Origin of the sequence: Streptomyces pimonensis, from assembly GCF_041380215.1 — a bacterium.
GTDB lineage: Bacteria > Actinomycetota > Actinomycetes > Streptomycetales > Streptomycetaceae > Streptomyces > Streptomyces pimonensis.
The window spans coordinates 67,485-82,611 of the sequence record NZ_JAHWZY010000019.1; the positions used below are offsets into that span (position 1 = coordinate 67,485).

Here is a 15,127-nt window from a genome sequence, read left to right on the forward strand (position 1 = left end):
GAAGCGGAAGCCGCCCGTCCTATCAGCCCTTCATGCCACACTGACCGCAGGCCCGCCAGGTCCCCCGTCCTGGCGGGCCTGTCGCGTGTCAGCTGTCAGCTGTCGCAGCCGGTGCCGTCGCCGTCGCGGTCGAGGTGGCTGCCGTAGCCGGGTTCGCCGCGGTGGACGGGTGCGGCTCCGGCGGCGCGGGCGGCGGTGCAGTTCTGGTAGTAGACGCTGCCTCCGCCGCTGCTGTCGTCGCTGCCGCTGTACCCGGATCCGGACCCGCTGCCGGTGTCGACGTCGGCTTCTTGGGTGACGGTCTCCGTCACTTCCACCTCGACGGTTTCGGTGACGGTCGGGGCGGGCTTCGGCTTGGCGGTGGGGCTCGCCGTCACGGTCGCGGTTGCGGTGACTGTCGCGGACGGGGCCGCCTTGGCAGCGGCGGGCTTCGCGTCGTCCTTCGGTGGCTCGCTGCTGGCGCCGGCTCCGATGCCGATGAAGAAGGCGAGGCCAAGGGCGGGTAGTACGTACCGCTTGCGGGCCCACTTCGGCGCGGGGCGTCCTGCTGGCGGCGTGTACGGGTTGGCCATGATGTCCCCCCAGGGTGATCGGTGGACCGCTGACAGTAGCGGTTACGGGTGGGGCTCGGGAGGCTCTGGGGGAGCGGTCACCGATTCGTGACGATCACAGCAAGACGGGCCGCCCACCCCAGCGTCAGGGCAGGCGCTCGTGCGTGTTCAGGTCCGCGGTTCGGGGAGCTGGCCGGGCTGGACGGGCACGATCTCCACGTCGGTGCAGCCGGCGTCCTCGAGTTCGCCGCGGCGTTCGTCGGCGGAGGGCTGGTCGTAGGCGACGGCGGAGGCGCGCGGGGTTCCGGTGGTGTCGGTCCAGGTGAGGGCGTAGTTCTTCATGCGGGCCATCATTGCTGCTGGCACTGACAGCGATGAATTCCGGCCGTGATCTTCCGTGTGGCTGAATCATGGTGCATGGTGGTGGCCGCGGGATCCCAGCTCCCCCAGGCGGGACTCCCCTGTCGGGCCCTGCCGTGTCTCGCCGGCCGGCAGGGCCCGCCGCACCTCCCGGCTCCCCACGGAAGGCCACGAGGCTGCCCACCATAGGCTGACGCCGTGAACCCCGAGCGCTACCACCTCGTCCTTTCCTCGGCTGGCCGTCCGGTCGCGCAAGGCTGGTGGGGGAGCGAGACGACCGCCCGCGACAAATTCACGGAGTGGGTGGGGGAGTGGGGCAAGCCCGGCGCCCAGGTCACCCTCCTCGACGAGGAGACCGGCGAGACGTTGACGGAGTGGCCGGACCGGGCGTGATCCTCTGCCATTCTGGCGGCATGAGCGTCCGCCCGTACCCGTCCCGCGACCGCGCGCTGCGGCAGATCCTCCGCCGCCACCACAACGAGCTCCCGCCCGGCATACTCCCCGCGGCCCGGACGCCGGAGCGGCCCGGCCGGTACGTCCTGTCGACGCGACGCCCCGGCACTGTCGGTGGCACCTCGTAGGCTGGTCGGACTATCAGCCCTTGCTGGCGCAGTGCTGAAGCCGCCCCGTCTGGTCACGCAGACGGGGCGTCCTGCTGTCAGTCCTCCGGGTGTCGGACGGCCTTCTTCAGCGCCATCTCGACCTTGTACCGGTCGGCCTCGTGCTCGGTCGCGTAGGCGGTGATGGCCTGCTGTACCTCGTCGGCCTGCTCGGGGGTGAGAGTCCCGGCCTGGATCGCCGCCCAGGCGCGACGCTCCAGCTCCAGCAGGGCGTCGGGGAAATCGAAGGTGCTCACGGCCGGAGTCTAAGCCGCTGTCGTGATCTCCTCGCGGACGGCCTCCACCCACTCGTCCCGCAGCCGCTCGTACTCCGCCCGGGTCGGTCCCCACAGCCAGCCGCCCGTCTCCTGCAGCAGTGCACGGATCTCCGCCTGCACGACCGCAGCAGACCGCGCAACGCCATCCGGCGGGGGAGAAGTGGGCATACCCGGATCGTATCGGCGGGGTCTGACAGCGGCTACGGACTCTCGGCGGGCGGCTGACCGACGTAGGTGCCGCGGCCCTGTACCGTCCACACGACGCCCTCCTCGACGAGCACGGCGATCGCCCGCCGCACCGTGGACCGCGCGAGCCCGTACTCCTGCACCAGCCTGGTCTCAGACGCGATCGGCCGGCCAGGCGCCCAGTCCCCGCGCGCGATCCGCGCCTTCAGGATCTCGGCGAGCTGCCGGTAGGGCGTGACGGGACCCTCGTGGTCGATCTCCGCATCCGGATCAATGGCCATGCCCTGAAGCTAGGCAAGCCCCTACAGGTCAGCACCTCGGGCTATGTATAGATACGTCGCGAGACAGAGCGATACAAGTCGGCGTAGCCTGCAATTGCAGAGACCCCCGCGACCGCCGTCAACGGCCCGGGGGCATGGCCGACGAACGGGAGTCGCCGACATGGGCGAGCGTAGAGAGCAACCAGCCGTGCCGGAAAGGCGGCCCGTCATTGCCGCTGCGACCCGCCTATCGCCGGTGCAGGAGGCCTACGCGAGATATGCCCGCCACGCCACCCAGTGCGGCGCCTGCCGTGACGTCGATCAAAGCTGCATCACCGCAGTCGAGCTGCATCAAGCGTGGCGAACTCAGGCGGACGCCGCCTTCGATCAGCTCGCCAGCGAGGCACCCTTGCCTCCTGGGCAATAATCGACTGCTGTTCGACGCTTCACGGGAAAGCTCAGGCCGGAGCGTAGACAGTCGGTTACGGAAACGTGCAGGCCGTGCACAGACTGCATAGATATATGTGGCTGACACCTTCCCTGGCTGATCAACCTGCTGTTGAATCTCCATCCATAGCCCCGGTCAAAAATCGGCCGCACCGGTGATCAGCCGTGTAGGAGGTCGGTGACGTGTACACCCAGGACGCAGGCGATCTTCCGGAGGGTCCCAACGCGAGCGTCGACCGTGCCGGCTTCGATCTCCTGGTAGGTGGAGCGGGCGACGCGGGCCGCGAGGAATACAGATTCCTGGGTGCGGTTCTGACGGATGCGGATGACACGGATGCGGTCGCCGATGGCGTGCTGCTCATCGAGGAGCCAGTCGTCGTCATCAGGGAGCGTGGGCACGCGTCACACGCTCAACCGAAGATCACCTTAAGTCAGCCTGGTTTACCGGGCATTATGTGATCTTGAATGGCGGCTCCGGCCCTGAGGCCGGATGGCGGGCGCCGCAGAGTCGCGGACAGCGTCCGATAGTCGAACGCTTGTTCCTTCTTCTGGGTGAACCAGAGGATCTCCTCCACCCTTCCGGCAACGCGGAAGGCCGGGAGGGTTAAGGCGTGTCGGTGTGCAACGGTGGGACGCCCCTCCCTCGTGGCCACCGGCGCGAGCGCACCCCCAGCCTCCGGGCTGGGGGTGCGTGCGAGTCCCCCCGGGAGATTTGGGAGACGAATGGGAGATGGGCTATCGAATCCAATCCGAGCGAACACCCAACGAACCCCCGCGAACGCAAGGGAAGCCCTTGCTCTTACAGGGCTCGGGCCAGAGTGGTGCAGGTCAACGAACACCCAACGAAGGTGCTCGGGCGACGCGGGGGATCGTCCGAGGTGAACGGTCCTGGACGCAGGGAGAGCAGCCTCAGCCGGTCAGTTCCCGGGTGCCCGGACCCGCCGGTGCGCCGGACAGTGCCGCCGGTGGATCCCCACGGCCGTGACGGCCACCAGGGCGCCGATCAGCCAGCCGCCGAGGACGTCCGTCGGCCAGTGGACGCCGAGCCAGACCCGGGTGAGGCCGACGCCGGTCACCGAGAGGGCCGCCACGACCAGCGCCGCGCGCCGCAGCACGCGGCCCGCCCCGTGACGGTGCAGCAACCACAGCAGCAGGCCGCAGACGACCGTCGCGGTCATGGCGTGCCCCGACGGGAACGCCGCGTAGTGCGCGGAGTCCACCGGGTCGGGCCAGACCGGGCGGGCACGGTCCAGAGCGGCCTTCAGTCCCTGCTGCACCGCCGTTCCGACGGCGACCGTCAGCACCAGCCAGAGCGCCGTCCACGAGTCCGCGTACCACCGGACCAGCAGCACCGCCGCCACCCCGCACAGCACCCGCATCGTCCACGGGTCCCACACCCAGTCCGTCAGCACGCGGGACGTCTGCGTCAGCCCTCGCTCCTCGACCGCCCAGCGGTGTGTGGTCCGGGCGATGTCGGCGTCCAGCTCGAGCAGCGGACGCCACTCGACGCCGACCATCGTCAGCAGCAGCACCGAGCACAGCGCGAGCACTCCGGTGAACAGGGTGGCCGGGCGGTGCTCCGGCGGCCTGAGCGGGGATGCGGCGTGGGGGGTGTGCATGAGGTGATCCTTGCTCAACGCCGACGTCCGGTGCCAGTGACCCGTCCCCGCCGGGCTTCCCGGGCCCGTGTCAGCCCCTTTCAGGACTTGCGTCTGCCCTTCCCCGGCTTGCGCACTCCTTCCCGGGCTTGCGCGGATCCTCCCGGGCCTGTGTCCGTCCTTCCCGGGTCCGCACGGGTTCCTCCAGGGCTTGCGCCGTTCCTTGGTGTCCAGCTCCGCCCTCTTCAGGGCTTGTCCGTCCCCCGGGGGGGCTGCGTCCGGCCCTCCTCGGGCCGGACCCGTGCCCTCCGGTCCTTGCGCCCTCGCGCCCGCCCCTTCCGCGGCTGCCCGTTCCCGCACTCGCATCCGGCCTCCTTTTGGCCCTCGCGGGCTTCCTTCCGGCCCTCACGGGCCCCCTCCCGGATCCCACGGGTCCCCTTCGACCCGAACCGGTCCCCTTCGGCCCGCGCCGATGCCGCCTCGGCGCGCCCCGACGGACGCGGGTCAGCCGAGCGCCCGCAGTCCCGGCACGAACGCCACCAGCACCGGGATCACCGGAACCAGCGACGCCACCGCCGTGAGCCGCAGCCGGCGCGGTGCGGTCACCGTCGCACCGTACGTCCCGCCCTCACATCGCCAGCAGCATCGCCACCATCGCGATTCCCATGGACAGCCGGCAGGCCCGCGCCAGCTCCGGCCGGTCGCCCCAGCCGGCCTCCCGGCCGCCCCCCGCCACGGCGGTCACGGGCACCAGCCGCACGCCGGTGGCGAACACGTACGCGACGAAGTAGAGCAGCAGGAACCCGGTCAGCAGGGGGACGTCCGAGCCGCTGTGCCCGTGTCCCTCCCCGGTGGAGGTGGAGGTGGAGGCGACCATGGTCACCGCCATGTACACCATCGCCCCGGCGCCCACCAGATGGTGCAGGTGCCGCACGCCGGTGCGGGCCGCCCACAACGCCTGCAGCCCGGCCGAGCCGAACACCGCAGCGAGGACCGGCCAGGCCCACGCCGGCGGAGTGAACACCGAGGCGGGCACGGCCATCACGGCCATGCCGAAACCCATGAGCGCCTCGCCGCCCGCAGCGCGGCGCTGCTCCGCCACATGGCTGCGCATGCGCAGCAGACAGTAGGCGCCGTTCGCCGCGCAGAGCGCGACCAGCAGCCAGCCGGACGGCGCCGGTCCGTACACCCGAACCTCCCCCTCGCCCCGCTCGACGGTCGGTCATGGCATGCCCGGCTCCGGCGGTGGACACCCGAGCGCACGGAAGTGCGCAGGGAGCGTTCAGGGAGCGTTCAGGGGAGCGCGACCGGGCGACTCTTGTTACTTTACAAGTAAAATATCTGCTAACGTTGTTTTCATGCACAGTGCCACCCCCACCCCGAGGGCCGTTTGGCGCCTCCCGCTCGCCGCCCCGCTGCGCCTCGGGCGGCCCTCCGACATCTGGTTCAAACCGGCCCTCAGCGTGGTCGCCGCGGTCGCACCGCCCAATCTGCTCCTGGTGGCCCTCGGCCGTCTCGACCTCGCGATGTACACCATGGCGGGTTCCCTGTGCGCCCTCTACGCCCACAACCGCCCGTACGCCGCCCGGGCCAGGGCGCTGGTGTGGGTGGTGCTCGGCATGCTCGCCGGCCTCGCCGCGGCCCTGGTCACCGCCTCGCTCACCACGAACGCCGTCGTCCTGGTCGGCGTCGGTGCCGTCCTGGCCGCCGCGCAGAAGGCGCTGTGCGACGCCGCCCGCATCGGCCCGCCCGGCCATGTGATCCCCGTCTTCGTCAGCTCCGCCGCGCTGTTCGTGCCCCAGACCCTCGGACAGGTCCCCGGGCACCTCGCGCTCGCCGCCGCGGCGGGTGTGTGGGCCTGGCTGGTCGGCATGGCGCCCGTGCTGGTGCGGCCGCACGGCCCGGAGCGCCGGGCCACCGCCCAGGCCCTGAGGTCCGCCGCGGCGTACGCCGAGACGGCGGGCACCGGGGAGGGCCACCCGCGCCTCCGCGCCGACGCCTACGCCGCCGTCCAGGCCGCGTGGCAGTCGCTGCCGGCCGCGGGAAACCGTCCCTCGGCCACCCGCCGGGGGCTCGAACGACTCGTGATCCGCGCCGAGGTCGCGCTCGCCGCGCCGGCCGGCGTCGACCCCGCGCGTCTGCGCGCCTGGGCCGGCGGCCTGCGAGGCACCGGCCCGCTTCCGCACCCCGACGACCCTCGCGCGGGCGCCGACGATCTCCTGGGCGTGGCCGCGGAACGCGCCGTCGCGCGGCGCTCCCTGTGGAGCCGGCTCGGACCGCTCGCCCCGATCGCCGTCCGCACCGCGCTCGGCTGCGCGCTCGCCGGCTGCGCCTCCCTGGCTCTCGGCGTCGGCCGCCCCTACTGGGCCCTGGTCACCGCCGCCTCGCTCTACCAGGCCAACATCACCCTCACCTGGAGCCGTACCGTCCAGCGCGTCGTCGGCAACCTCGTCGGCGTCCTGCTCTTCGCCGCCGTCGCCCCGGTCGCCCACCTCGGCCCGCTCGCCCTCGTCCTGTGCTGCCTCGCCTTCAATTTCGGCGCCGAGGCGTTCATCAGCCGCAACTACTGGCTCGGCAGCGTCTGTGTGACCCCCCTCGCCCTGCTCGTCACCGAGTTCCCCGGCCACCAGCCGACCGGCGAGCTGGTCGCCGACCGCGTCATGGACACCTTCGTCGGCGCCCTGGTCGGATTCGCCGCGGCCACGGTGGTCACCAACCGCAGGGCGGGAAACCGTGTCGAGGGGGCGCTCACCGCCGTCGACCGTGCCCGTGAGGGCGCTGCCCGCCTGCTGGCCGACCCGCAGACCGCGCCCGCGGCCCTGGACGCCGCCCGCCGCGATCTGGCCGCAGCCCTGGTCGACCTGCGGGCCACCGTCGACGCCGCGTCCGGCGAGTGGTGGCAGCGCGCACTGCCCCAGGAGCAGGTCGTGCTCGCCGAGCAGTCGGGACACCGTACGCTCGCGGCGACGGTACGACGCCAGGGGCTGCTCCCGGACCCCGGCACGAACACGAAGGACGTACGGCCATGACGGCGACCGAAGGACCAGCGGCGGCCGAAGGACCAGCGGCGGCCGGCGGCGGGGCACCGGCGACGGCCGGCGGGGACACGCCCGGACGTTCGCGGGACGACACCGTCGCCACCGTCGTCCGGCAGTGGCGGGCCGTCCATCCCGGCCTCGACACCGGCCCCATGGAGATCATCGGCCGCATCAACCGCTGCGCCGCACTCCTCCAGCAGGCGGAGGACGCCCCGCTGCGCAGGGAGGGGCTGACCCGCCCGGAGTTCGACCTGCTGGGCGCGCTGCGCCGCACCGGCCACGAGCTGACACCCGGCGAGCTGGCCCGTGAGACGTTCTCCTCGGGCGCCGCCGTCACCAAACGCCTCAAGCAGCTCAGCGAACGCGGGCTGGTGGAACGGCGCGGCGACACCCGCGACCGCCGGGTCGCCCACGTCCGTCTCACCGACGCCGGACGCGACCTGGTCGACGGCATCCTGCCCGTGCAGCTCGCCTACGAGACTGCCGTGCTGTCCGGTCTGGACGGCCCGGAACGCGGCGAGCTCGCCGCCCTGCTCGGCGAGCTGCTCGGCCAGCTGGAAGGACGCCTGGGGGCGCTGCGGGCGTGACGGACGGCGTCCCGTCCCCGGCTCATCCCCCGTCCGCCGCCCGGTACACGCCGAACATCGCCCCCTGCGGGTCGCGGAGCACCGCGATGCGCGGTCCCTCCGGGTGCGATACGGGCTCCATCAGCACCGTGCCCTGCGCCGTCGTGGTCGTCACCGCGGCGTCGTCCACGTCGTCCACGGCGAAGTACGGCAGCCAGTGCGCGGGCACCTCGTGCGGGAACTTGTCGTCCATGGTCACCATGCCGCCGAAGTCCGCGCCGTCGATGCCCCACTGCGGGTACCGCGGGGAAGCGTCCACGCTCCAGCCGAACACGGTGGTGTAGAACGACACGGCCTGCCGCGGCGCCCGCGTCAGCAGCTCCACCCAGCCCAGGGATCCGGGCACGTTGAACGCCCCTGCGCCCGGGAAGGCGCCCGCCTGCCACAGCTGGAAGACGGCGCCGGTGGGATCGGCGGCCACCGCGAAACGGCCGGCGTCGAACACCTCCGTCGGGCCGAACAGCGGCTGCCCGCCCGCCGCCTCCACCGCACGGAGGGCGGCCTCGGCGTCGGCCACCGCGAACGACACGTTCCAGGCCACCGGCTGCGACCGCTGGTACAACGGCGCCAGCCCGGCGACCGCCGCGTCACCGAGGTACGCGACCGTGTAGCCGCCCGGCTCCTGACGCGGGTCCGTCTCGGGGCGCCAGCCGAACAACCGTGTGTAGAACCGCCGGGCGGACTCCGGATCGGTGGTTCCCAGCTCGACCCAGCAGGGCCCGCCGGTCACCGGCGCGGACTGTCTCATGGCGCTCCCTTCCTTCCCCCTCAGCACGCTAAGCCCGGTCCCGGGCGCAGGCCATCCGGCGCGGAACCGGCGGGGGAGGGAGCACCCCCTAGACGCCCGGCCGGTACCGGAGCGGGTGTTCGGCCGGGATCTCGACCAGCACGATCGGTGTGCCGTCCGGGTCCGCGATCCACATCTCGATCAGGCCCCACGGCTCCCGCACCGGGGGACGGACGATGTCGACGCCCCGGGCCGCCAGTTCCTCGTGCGCCGCCGCGATGTCCTCGACCTGGAGCCACAGCCGTACGTCCGGGGAGGAGGACGCCTCCGAGGAGGGGGCCGCGCGGCCCGAGAGCTCCAGGAACCCGCCGCCGAGGAAGTAGACGGTGCCGCGTTCCGGCCCGGTGCCGAACTCGCGGTGGACGGCGAGGCCCAGCCGTTCCCCGTAGAAGGCGCGGGAGCGGTCGGGGTCGGTGGGGCGCAGCAGGACGCGGCTGCTCAGTACATGCACCATGCGACCGAGCGTAGCGGCCGGGTTAGTCTCGTTGCCGCCCGAGCCGCGCCGGAAGGCGCCAGACGAACCGGAGACGCGCGCATGGAATCCGCCACCGACACCGCACCGACCTTCCGCGACGCGACCGACGCCGATGTGGACGCCCTCGTCGCGCTGATCGAGTCGGCGTACCGGGGCGAGTCCAGCCGGGCAGGGTGGACCACCGAGGCGGACATCCTCCAGGGACGGCGGACCGACCCGGAGGGGGTGCTGGAGGTCGTCAAGTCGCCGGACAGCCGGCTGCTCGTGGTGGAGCGCGCCGGCCGCGTGGTCGCCTGTTGCCAGCTGGAACACCGTGGCGGGCACGCCTACTTCGGGATGTTCGCGGTCAGCCCCGCCCTCCAGGGCGCCGGGCTGGGCAGGACGATCATCGCTGAGGCGGAGCGTCAGGTCCGCGAGACCTGGGGCGTGACCGAGATGCACATGACGGTGATCTCCGTACGCGAGGACCTGATCGCCTGGTACGAGCGGCGCGGTTACCGCCGCACGGGGGAGACGACGCCCTTCCCGTACGGCGACGAGCGCTTCGGCGTCCCGCTCCGCGACGACCTCCGGTTCGAGCTGCTGGTGAAGGAACTGGCCTGACGGCTCACGCCGTGAAGCGGCCGGTGCGCTTGATCTCCGGGTAGTCGGTGGTGGCGCCGTCGAGTCCCAGGGCCCGGACCAGTCTGAGGTGGTCCTGGGTGTTCACCACCCAGCCGATGATCCGCAGCCCGGCCTCCTGCGCCCGCTCCACGGTCTCCAGGGTGAGCCGGCGGATGTCGAGGCAGACGGTGGAGGCGCCCGCCCGGACCGCCCGTTCCACGACGCCGGTGTCGTAGCGGCTCGCGATGAGCGCCGTACGCGCCCCCGGCACCAGACGGGCGATCTCCACGACGGCCTCGTCGTGGAACGAGGACACCTCGACCCGGTCGGCCAGACCCCGCCCGTTCATCACCCCGGCCAGCGCCCGTGCCGCCTGGACGTCCTTGATCTCGGCCTGCAGGGGCGTGCGGACGGCGTCGAGCACCTCCTCGAAGACGGGAATCCGCTCGCCCCGCCCGGCGTCCAGGGCGCGCAGCTCGGCGAGGGTCTTGTCGGCGATCGCGCCCGTGCCGTCCGTGGTGCGGTCCACCTCCGTGTCGTGCATGACGACGAGTGCGCCGTCCTTGCTCAGGTGCAGATCGAGTTCGATGACGTCGAGGCCCGCTTCCTGGGCGGCGACGAAGGACCGGAGGGTGTTCTCGGGTTCGACGCCCATGACGCCGCGGTGACCGATGGTGAGGAAGTTCAAGATCCGACTCGCTTCCGTCGACGACGGCGGGGGACCGCGTGCCCGCGGTCCCCCTGGACCGTATCGCCTGTGCCCGCCGCGTCCAGAGGTTGAACCCGGATCGCAGACACCGTCGCCTGCTCTCATGTTCCACAGGAAAAAACGCGGTGAAGGCCGGGGTAGGGCAGGATAATTTCCCGAGGTGCCCCTTGCTGGGAGAAAGCTCGTGTGTATACGGTCTTCTTACGCGAGGTTCTCCTGTGGAGGGTGGGACATGACGGAAGTTCTTGTGCAGGTGGGTACCGAGGGGCAGGTTCCTTCGGGGATCAGGGTGGTGGAGCACCCGGCATGGCCCGTGCTCAAGGATGCCGTGGAACGGATCCGTCCCTGGCAGTCCAAGGACGGCTCGATCGACCTCGACGCCGACGGGGCCCCGGAGCGTGCCGACGCCGAGCGCGCGGTGCGCACCGTGATCGGCGCCGTCGAGGAGCTCTCCCCGCTGCTCCCGCACGACCGTGCCTACCACGAGGTCCTGGCGAAGGACCTGAGCCGCTGGGCCGAGGGCGGCTTCGAGGTGCCCGACTTCCTCGACTCGCTGCTGGCCTTCCAGCCGGCCGCGAGCCGCGCGGACGGCCTCCAGCACCTGGTCGTCTTCCCGATGTACACCCAGAACGGCAACCCGGACCGCAACCTCGAAGCGGTCGTGCTGCGCATGGTCTGGCCCGACTGGCTGGCCGAGCTGGAGCGCACCCGCTACGACAACCCGCTGTTCTGCGGCATCACCTTCGAGGACTTCACCTCGGGCTACGACACCAACTCCGCGGTCCTCTTCCCCGAGACCATCGCCGTGCGGGAGGCCCCCGAGCGGTTCACCTGGGGCGGCATCTTCTGCGACCGCGAGGCCGCCCGCTTCCGCCGCGTCACCGAGGCCGCCGTGGACATCCTGGGCCTGGAGCTGCCCGAGGACGTCGCCGCGATGCTGCACGACCAGAAGCGCTGTGAAGAGGCGTTCGTGCTCTGGGACATGGTCCACGACCGTACCCACAGCCACGGCGACCTGCCGTTCGACCCGTTCATGATCAAGCAGCGCCAGCCGTTCTGGATGTACGGCCTGGAGGAGCTGCGCTGCGACCTCACCGCCTTCAAGGAGGCCGTGAAGCTGGCCGGCGACGGAGTCCCGCAGGCCCGCGACGTCCAGGTCGCGGTGCTCTTCGACCGGATGTTCCGCTTCCCGGTCACCGGTGAACGGGTGCGCAACTACGACGGCCTCGGGGGGCAGCTGCTCTTCGCCTACCTGCACAAGCACGACGTCGTCCGCTGGAGCGACAACAAGCTCTCCATCGACTGGGAGCGCGCCCCGCAGATCACCAACCAGCTGTGCGCCGAGATCGAGACGCTGTACCGCGACGGCATCGACCGCCCCAAGCTCGTCCACTGGTTCGCCGGGTACGAGCTGGTCTCCACCTACCTCTCCCCGCACCCGGGCTCCGTGTGGGCCAAGGGCCCCGACGCCCTCGACCTGACGCTGCCGCCGCGCAGACTCGTGGACGACGTGCTTCCGGACGAGTTTCCGCTGAGCATGTTCTATGAGGCACTCTCCAGGAAGCTGAAGAACGTGATCGCCTCCACCAAGGGCATCACGGCGGACGGCGCCGAGCGGGTCGCCGCATGAGCGATCGCAAGTCCACAACTGCTCAGGAGGCGGGAACCATGGGGAACGGTGCGCTCGACGGTGCGGTGATCGCGGTGGCCGGAGCGGGGGGACCCGCGGGCCGGGCGACACTGCTCAGGCTGGCCGAGGCGGGAGCGATCGTCGTAGGCTCGGACAACGACCCGGAGCGGCTGGCGGAGGCCGTGGACGCGGCGCGCTACGCGCACGGCGGCGCCACCGTCACCGGTGACACGGTCGACCTGCTGGACCTGGGCTCCACCCGCGACTGGGCCGCCCGCGTCGAGAAGGAGTTCGGCCGGGTCGACGGTCTGGTCCATCTCGTCGGCGGCTGGCGCGGCAGCGAGACCTTCACCAAGACCAGCCTGGACGACTGGGACCTCCTGGAGCTGCTGCTGGTGCGCACCGTGCAGCACACCAGCCTCGCCTTTCACGAGGCGCTCCAGCGCAGCCGCCGCGGCCGGTACGTCCTGATCAGCGCGGCCGGCGCCACCAGGCCCACCGCGGGCAACGCCGCGTACGCGGCCGGCAAGGCCGCCGCCGAGGCGTGGACGCTCGCCATGGCCGACTACTTCCGCAAGGCCGGGGGCGAGCAGGGGCCGACGTCGGCGGCTGCCATCCTGGTGGTGAAGGCGCTGGTGCACGACGCGATGCGCGCCGACCGCCCCAACGCGAAGTTCGCGGGCTTCACGGACGTCAAGGACCTCGCCGAGGCCATCGTCGGCGTCTGGGACAAGCCCGCCGCGGAAGTGAACGGAAACCGCCTGTGGCTGACCGAGAAGCCGTGAACCCACCGAGGACCGACGCGCGTCGTCACCACGACCCGGACGTCCGCGGTTTCGCCAGCGACAACTACGCCGGAGTCCACCCGGAGGTGCTCGCCGCCCTGGCCGTGGCCAACGGCGGACACCAGGTCGCGTACGGCGAGGACGCGTACACCGAGAACCTCCAGCAGGTGGTCCGTAGCCACTTCGGGCCCACCGCCGAGGCGTTCCCGGTCTTCAACGGCACCGGCGCCAACGTCGTCGCGCTCCAGGCGGTCACCGACCGCTGGGGTGCGGTGATCTGCGCCGAGAGCGCCCACATCAACGTGGACGAGGGCGGCGCCCCGGAGCGGGTCGGCGGCATCAAGCTGCTCACCGTGCCCGCCCCGCACGGCAAGCTCACCCCCGAGCTGATCGACCGGCAGGCGTACGGCTGGGACGACGAGCACCGGGCGATGCCCCAGGTGGTCTCCATAGCCCAGGCCACCGAGCTGGGCACGGTGTACACCCCGGACGAGATCCGCGCCATCTGCGAGCACGCCCACGCGCACGGGATGAAGGTGCACGTCGACGGCTCCCGGCTGGCCAACGCCGCCGCCACGCTGAACGTGCCGATGCGCGCCTTCACCAACGCGGCCGGTGTCGACCTGCTCTCGCTGGGCGGCACCAAGAACGGCGCCCTGTTCGGCGAGGCGGTCGTGGTGCTGAACCCGGACGGCATCCGGCACCTGAAGCACCTGCGTAAGCTGTCCATGCAGCTCGCGTCCAAGATGCGCTTCGTCTCGGTGCAGCTGGAGGCCCTGCTGGCCCGGGACCTGTGGCTGCGCAACGCCCGCCACGCCAACGAGATGGCCCAGCGCCTGGCCGAGGGCGTGCGCGCCGTGCACGGGGTGGAGATTCTCCACCCCGTGCAGGCCAACGCGGTCTTCGCGCGGCTGCCGCACGACGTGGGGGAGCGCCTGCAGAAGCGGTTCCGCTTCTACTTCTGGGACGAGGCGGCCGGCGACGTCCGCTGGATGTGCGCCTTCGACACCACCGAGGAGGACGTGGACATGTTCGTGGCCGCGCTCAAGGAGGAGATGGCCCGCTAGCAGCGCATGAACAGGTGTGCGGTCGATCGGGAATTCACTGGCTGCCGGTCGACCGCACACCTGTGCTCCGGCGGCATGCAGCTGATCCAGGAAACCCCGGGCCTCTCCGCCGGTCCCACCGCCGGCGAGGCGATCGACCCTCACCATCCGCCGGCCCTGAGCTTCGGGCCGGCGGTTTCGCCGGTGGTCCACCGGCGGCTGAGACCTGGGACCCGGGGAAGGGGTGCGCGACGGGCGTCAGTGTGCCTCGGCCTCGCGGACCTGCTCCGGGGTCGGGGCCGTACCGCCGAGGTGGGCCGGCATCCACCAGGTGTCGTCCGGGTCCTTGGGGCGCACCGGGTAGGCGCGCTGCGCCGCCTCCAGCAGCTCCTGCACCCGCTCGCGCAGCTGCCGGGTGATCGCGCCCGCGTACTTGTCCCTGGACGCCTCGACCGCCTCGCCCACACGGAGGGTGATCGGGATGTGGCTGCGCCCGAAGTTGCGCGGGTGGCCCTTGGTCCACAGCCGCTGCGTGCCCCACACCGCCATCGGGATCAGCGGCACGCCGGCCTCCTGCGCCAGGCGCGCGGCACCCGACTTGAAGCTCTTCAGCGTGAACGACTGCGAGATCGTCGCCTCGGGGAAGACGCCCACGATCTCCCCCGACCGCAGCGACCGCAGCGCGTGTTCGTACGCCGCCTCGCCCTGCTCGCGGTCCACCGGGATGTGCTTCATGCCGCGCATCAGCGGACCGGAGATCCGGTGCCGGAAGACCGACTCCTTCGCCATGAAGCGGACGAGCCGTTTCTGGGGGAGGGCCGCCAGGCCGTTGAAGACGAAGTCCAGATAGCTGATGTGATTGCTCACCAACACGGCGCCGCCCGAGCGCGGTATGTTCTCCGAACCCTGGCAGTCGATCTTGAGGTCCCACACCTTGAACAGGGTGCGGGCGAAACCAACGACGGGCCGGTAGACGAGTTCTGCCATGGGCGGGTCGGAACCCTTCCTTCTCTGCCTGGGAAGGAAGCTCCCAGTCGAAGTTACGGAGCCGTAGGTTTTACGGCTTGTCGCAGATGGTGCCCGAAGAACGGCCGGTGAACCAGTCCTGGCGCCCGTCGGCGGCGAGATTCTCGTCACGTCCACTCCTCG

Annotated in this window: 20 protein-coding genes; 8 read left to right on the top strand and 12 right to left on the bottom strand. The window is 71.5% G+C overall.

What is annotated here, in order from left to right:
* Window positions 1–95: 95 nt before the first annotated feature.
* The gene (locus tag KYY02_RS20145; RefSeq protein WP_371239788.1) at window positions 96–572 is read right to left on the bottom strand and encodes an excalibur calcium-binding domain-containing protein; all 477 of its coding nucleotides are present in this window, start codon (window positions 570–572) and stop codon (window positions 96–98) included.
* 147 nt (window positions 573–719) lie between these two features.
* Complete coding sequence (locus KYY02_RS20150; protein ID WP_371239790.1) at window positions 720–893, bottom strand: DUF8636 domain-containing protein; 174 nt, start codon at window positions 891–893, stop codon at window positions 720–722.
* A gap of 216 nt (window positions 894–1,109) precedes the next feature.
* On the opposite strand from KYY02_RS20150, the gene KYY02_RS20155 reads away from it, so the two are divergent.
* A complete protein-coding gene (locus KYY02_RS20155) occupies window positions 1,110–1,304 on the top strand; it encodes a hypothetical protein (RefSeq protein ID WP_371239792.1) in 195 nt (64 codons plus the stop codon).
* 20 nt (window positions 1,305–1,324) lie between these two features.
* On the top strand, window positions 1,325–1,492 hold the full coding sequence (locus tag KYY02_RS20160; RefSeq protein WP_371239794.1) for a hypothetical protein: 168 nt from the start codon (window positions 1,325–1,327) through the stop codon (window positions 1,490–1,492).
* Window positions 1,493–1,569: 77 nt separating this feature from the next.
* Here KYY02_RS20160 and KYY02_RS20165 read toward each other — a convergent pair whose 3' ends face one another.
* From KYY02_RS20165 to KYY02_RS20190, 6 genes are all read right to left on the bottom strand, one after another.
* Window positions 1,570–1,767: a hypothetical protein gene (locus KYY02_RS20165; protein ID WP_371239796.1), complete on the bottom strand. Its 198-nt coding sequence runs from the start codon at window positions 1,765–1,767 to the stop codon at window positions 1,570–1,572.
* A 9-nt stretch (window positions 1,768–1,776) separates the two neighbouring features.
* Window positions 1,777–1,908, bottom strand: coding sequence for a hypothetical protein (locus KYY02_RS20170; protein WP_371239798.1), 132 nt, complete (start codon window positions 1,906–1,908; stop codon window positions 1,777–1,779).
* Window positions 1,909–1,988: 80 nt separating this feature from the next.
* Window positions 1,989–2,255 (bottom strand): GntR family transcriptional regulator, encoded by a 267-nt coding sequence (locus KYY02_RS20175; protein WP_371239800.1) that lies wholly within the window; start codon window positions 2,253–2,255, stop codon window positions 1,989–1,991.
* 585 nt (window positions 2,256–2,840) lie between these two features.
* Window positions 2,841–3,080 carry a helix-turn-helix domain-containing protein gene (locus tag KYY02_RS20180; protein ID WP_371239802.1) on the bottom strand — a complete coding sequence of 80 codons (240 nt, stop codon included), beginning with the start codon at window positions 3,078–3,080 and terminating at the stop codon, window positions 2,841–2,843.
* A 518-nt stretch (window positions 3,081–3,598) separates the two neighbouring features.
* Window positions 3,599–4,300, bottom strand: a complete 702-nt coding sequence (locus tag KYY02_RS20185) for a phosphatase PAP2 family protein (protein WP_371239804.1) — start codon at window positions 4,298–4,300, stop codon at window positions 3,599–3,601.
* A 607-nt stretch (window positions 4,301–4,907) separates the two neighbouring features.
* Window positions 4,908–5,468: a DUF5134 domain-containing protein gene (locus tag KYY02_RS20190; RefSeq protein WP_371239806.1), complete on the bottom strand. Its 561-nt coding sequence runs from the start codon at window positions 5,466–5,468 to the stop codon at window positions 4,908–4,910.
* 169 nt (window positions 5,469–5,637) lie between these two features.
* Between KYY02_RS20190 and KYY02_RS20195 the strand changes: the two genes are divergently transcribed.
* Together KYY02_RS20195 and KYY02_RS20200 are read left to right on the top strand one after the other, a co-directional pair.
* The gene (locus tag KYY02_RS20195; protein WP_371239808.1) at window positions 5,638–7,308 is read left to right on the top strand and encodes an FUSC family protein; all 1,671 of its coding nucleotides are present in this window, start codon (window positions 5,638–5,640) and stop codon (window positions 7,306–7,308) included.
* Window positions 7,305–7,904: a MarR family winged helix-turn-helix transcriptional regulator gene (locus KYY02_RS20200; protein WP_371239810.1), complete on the top strand. Its 600-nt coding sequence runs from the start codon at window positions 7,305–7,307 to the stop codon at window positions 7,902–7,904. The genes KYY02_RS20195 and KYY02_RS20200 overlap by 4 nt, the downstream gene beginning before the upstream one ends.
* 22 nt (window positions 7,905–7,926) lie before the next feature.
* On the opposite strand, the gene KYY02_RS20205 is transcribed toward KYY02_RS20200, so the two are convergent.
* Together KYY02_RS20205 and KYY02_RS20210 are read right to left on the bottom strand one after the other, a co-directional pair.
* Window positions 7,927–8,691: a VOC family protein gene (locus KYY02_RS20205; RefSeq protein ID WP_371239812.1), complete on the bottom strand. Its 765-nt coding sequence runs from the start codon at window positions 8,689–8,691 to the stop codon at window positions 7,927–7,929.
* A gap of 88 nt (window positions 8,692–8,779) precedes the next feature.
* The gene (locus KYY02_RS20210; protein ID WP_371239814.1) at window positions 8,780–9,184 is read right to left on the bottom strand and encodes a VOC family protein; all 405 of its coding nucleotides are present in this window, start codon (window positions 9,182–9,184) and stop codon (window positions 8,780–8,782) included.
* Between the two features lie 81 nt (window positions 9,185–9,265).
* On the opposite strand from KYY02_RS20210, the gene KYY02_RS20215 reads away from it, so the two are divergent.
* Complete coding sequence (locus KYY02_RS20215) at window positions 9,266–9,808, top strand: GNAT family N-acetyltransferase (RefSeq protein WP_371239816.1); 543 nt, start codon at window positions 9,266–9,268, stop codon at window positions 9,806–9,808.
* 4 nt (window positions 9,809–9,812) lie between these two features.
* Here KYY02_RS20215 and KYY02_RS20220 read toward each other — a convergent pair whose 3' ends face one another.
* Complete coding sequence (locus tag KYY02_RS20220; protein ID WP_371239818.1) at window positions 9,813–10,496, bottom strand: glycerophosphodiester phosphodiesterase; 684 nt, start codon at window positions 10,494–10,496, stop codon at window positions 9,813–9,815.
* A 253-nt stretch (window positions 10,497–10,749) separates the two neighbouring features.
* Between KYY02_RS20220 and KYY02_RS20225 the strand changes: the two genes are divergently transcribed.
* From KYY02_RS20225 to KYY02_RS20235, 3 genes are read left to right on the top strand one after another with little or no spacing between them, the layout of a single operon-like run.
* A complete protein-coding gene (locus KYY02_RS20225) occupies window positions 10,750–12,147 on the top strand; it encodes a DUF6421 family protein (protein WP_371239820.1) in 1,398 nt (465 codons plus the stop codon).
* 38 nt (window positions 12,148–12,185) lie between these two features.
* A complete protein-coding gene (locus KYY02_RS20230) occupies window positions 12,186–12,932 on the top strand; it encodes an SDR family NAD(P)-dependent oxidoreductase (protein ID WP_371239822.1) in 747 nt (248 codons plus the stop codon).
* Window positions 12,929–13,999, top strand: coding sequence for a threonine aldolase family protein (locus KYY02_RS20235; protein ID WP_371239824.1), 1,071 nt, complete (start codon window positions 12,929–12,931; stop codon window positions 13,997–13,999). Before KYY02_RS20230 ends, KYY02_RS20235 begins: the two co-directional genes overlap by 4 nt.
* 237 nt (window positions 14,000–14,236) lie before the next feature.
* On the opposite strand, the gene KYY02_RS20240 is transcribed toward KYY02_RS20235, so the two are convergent.
* Window positions 14,237–14,965: a lysophospholipid acyltransferase family protein gene (locus KYY02_RS20240; protein ID WP_371239826.1), complete on the bottom strand. Its 729-nt coding sequence runs from the start codon at window positions 14,963–14,965 to the stop codon at window positions 14,237–14,239.
* Between the last annotated feature and the right edge of the window lie 162 nt (window positions 14,966–15,127).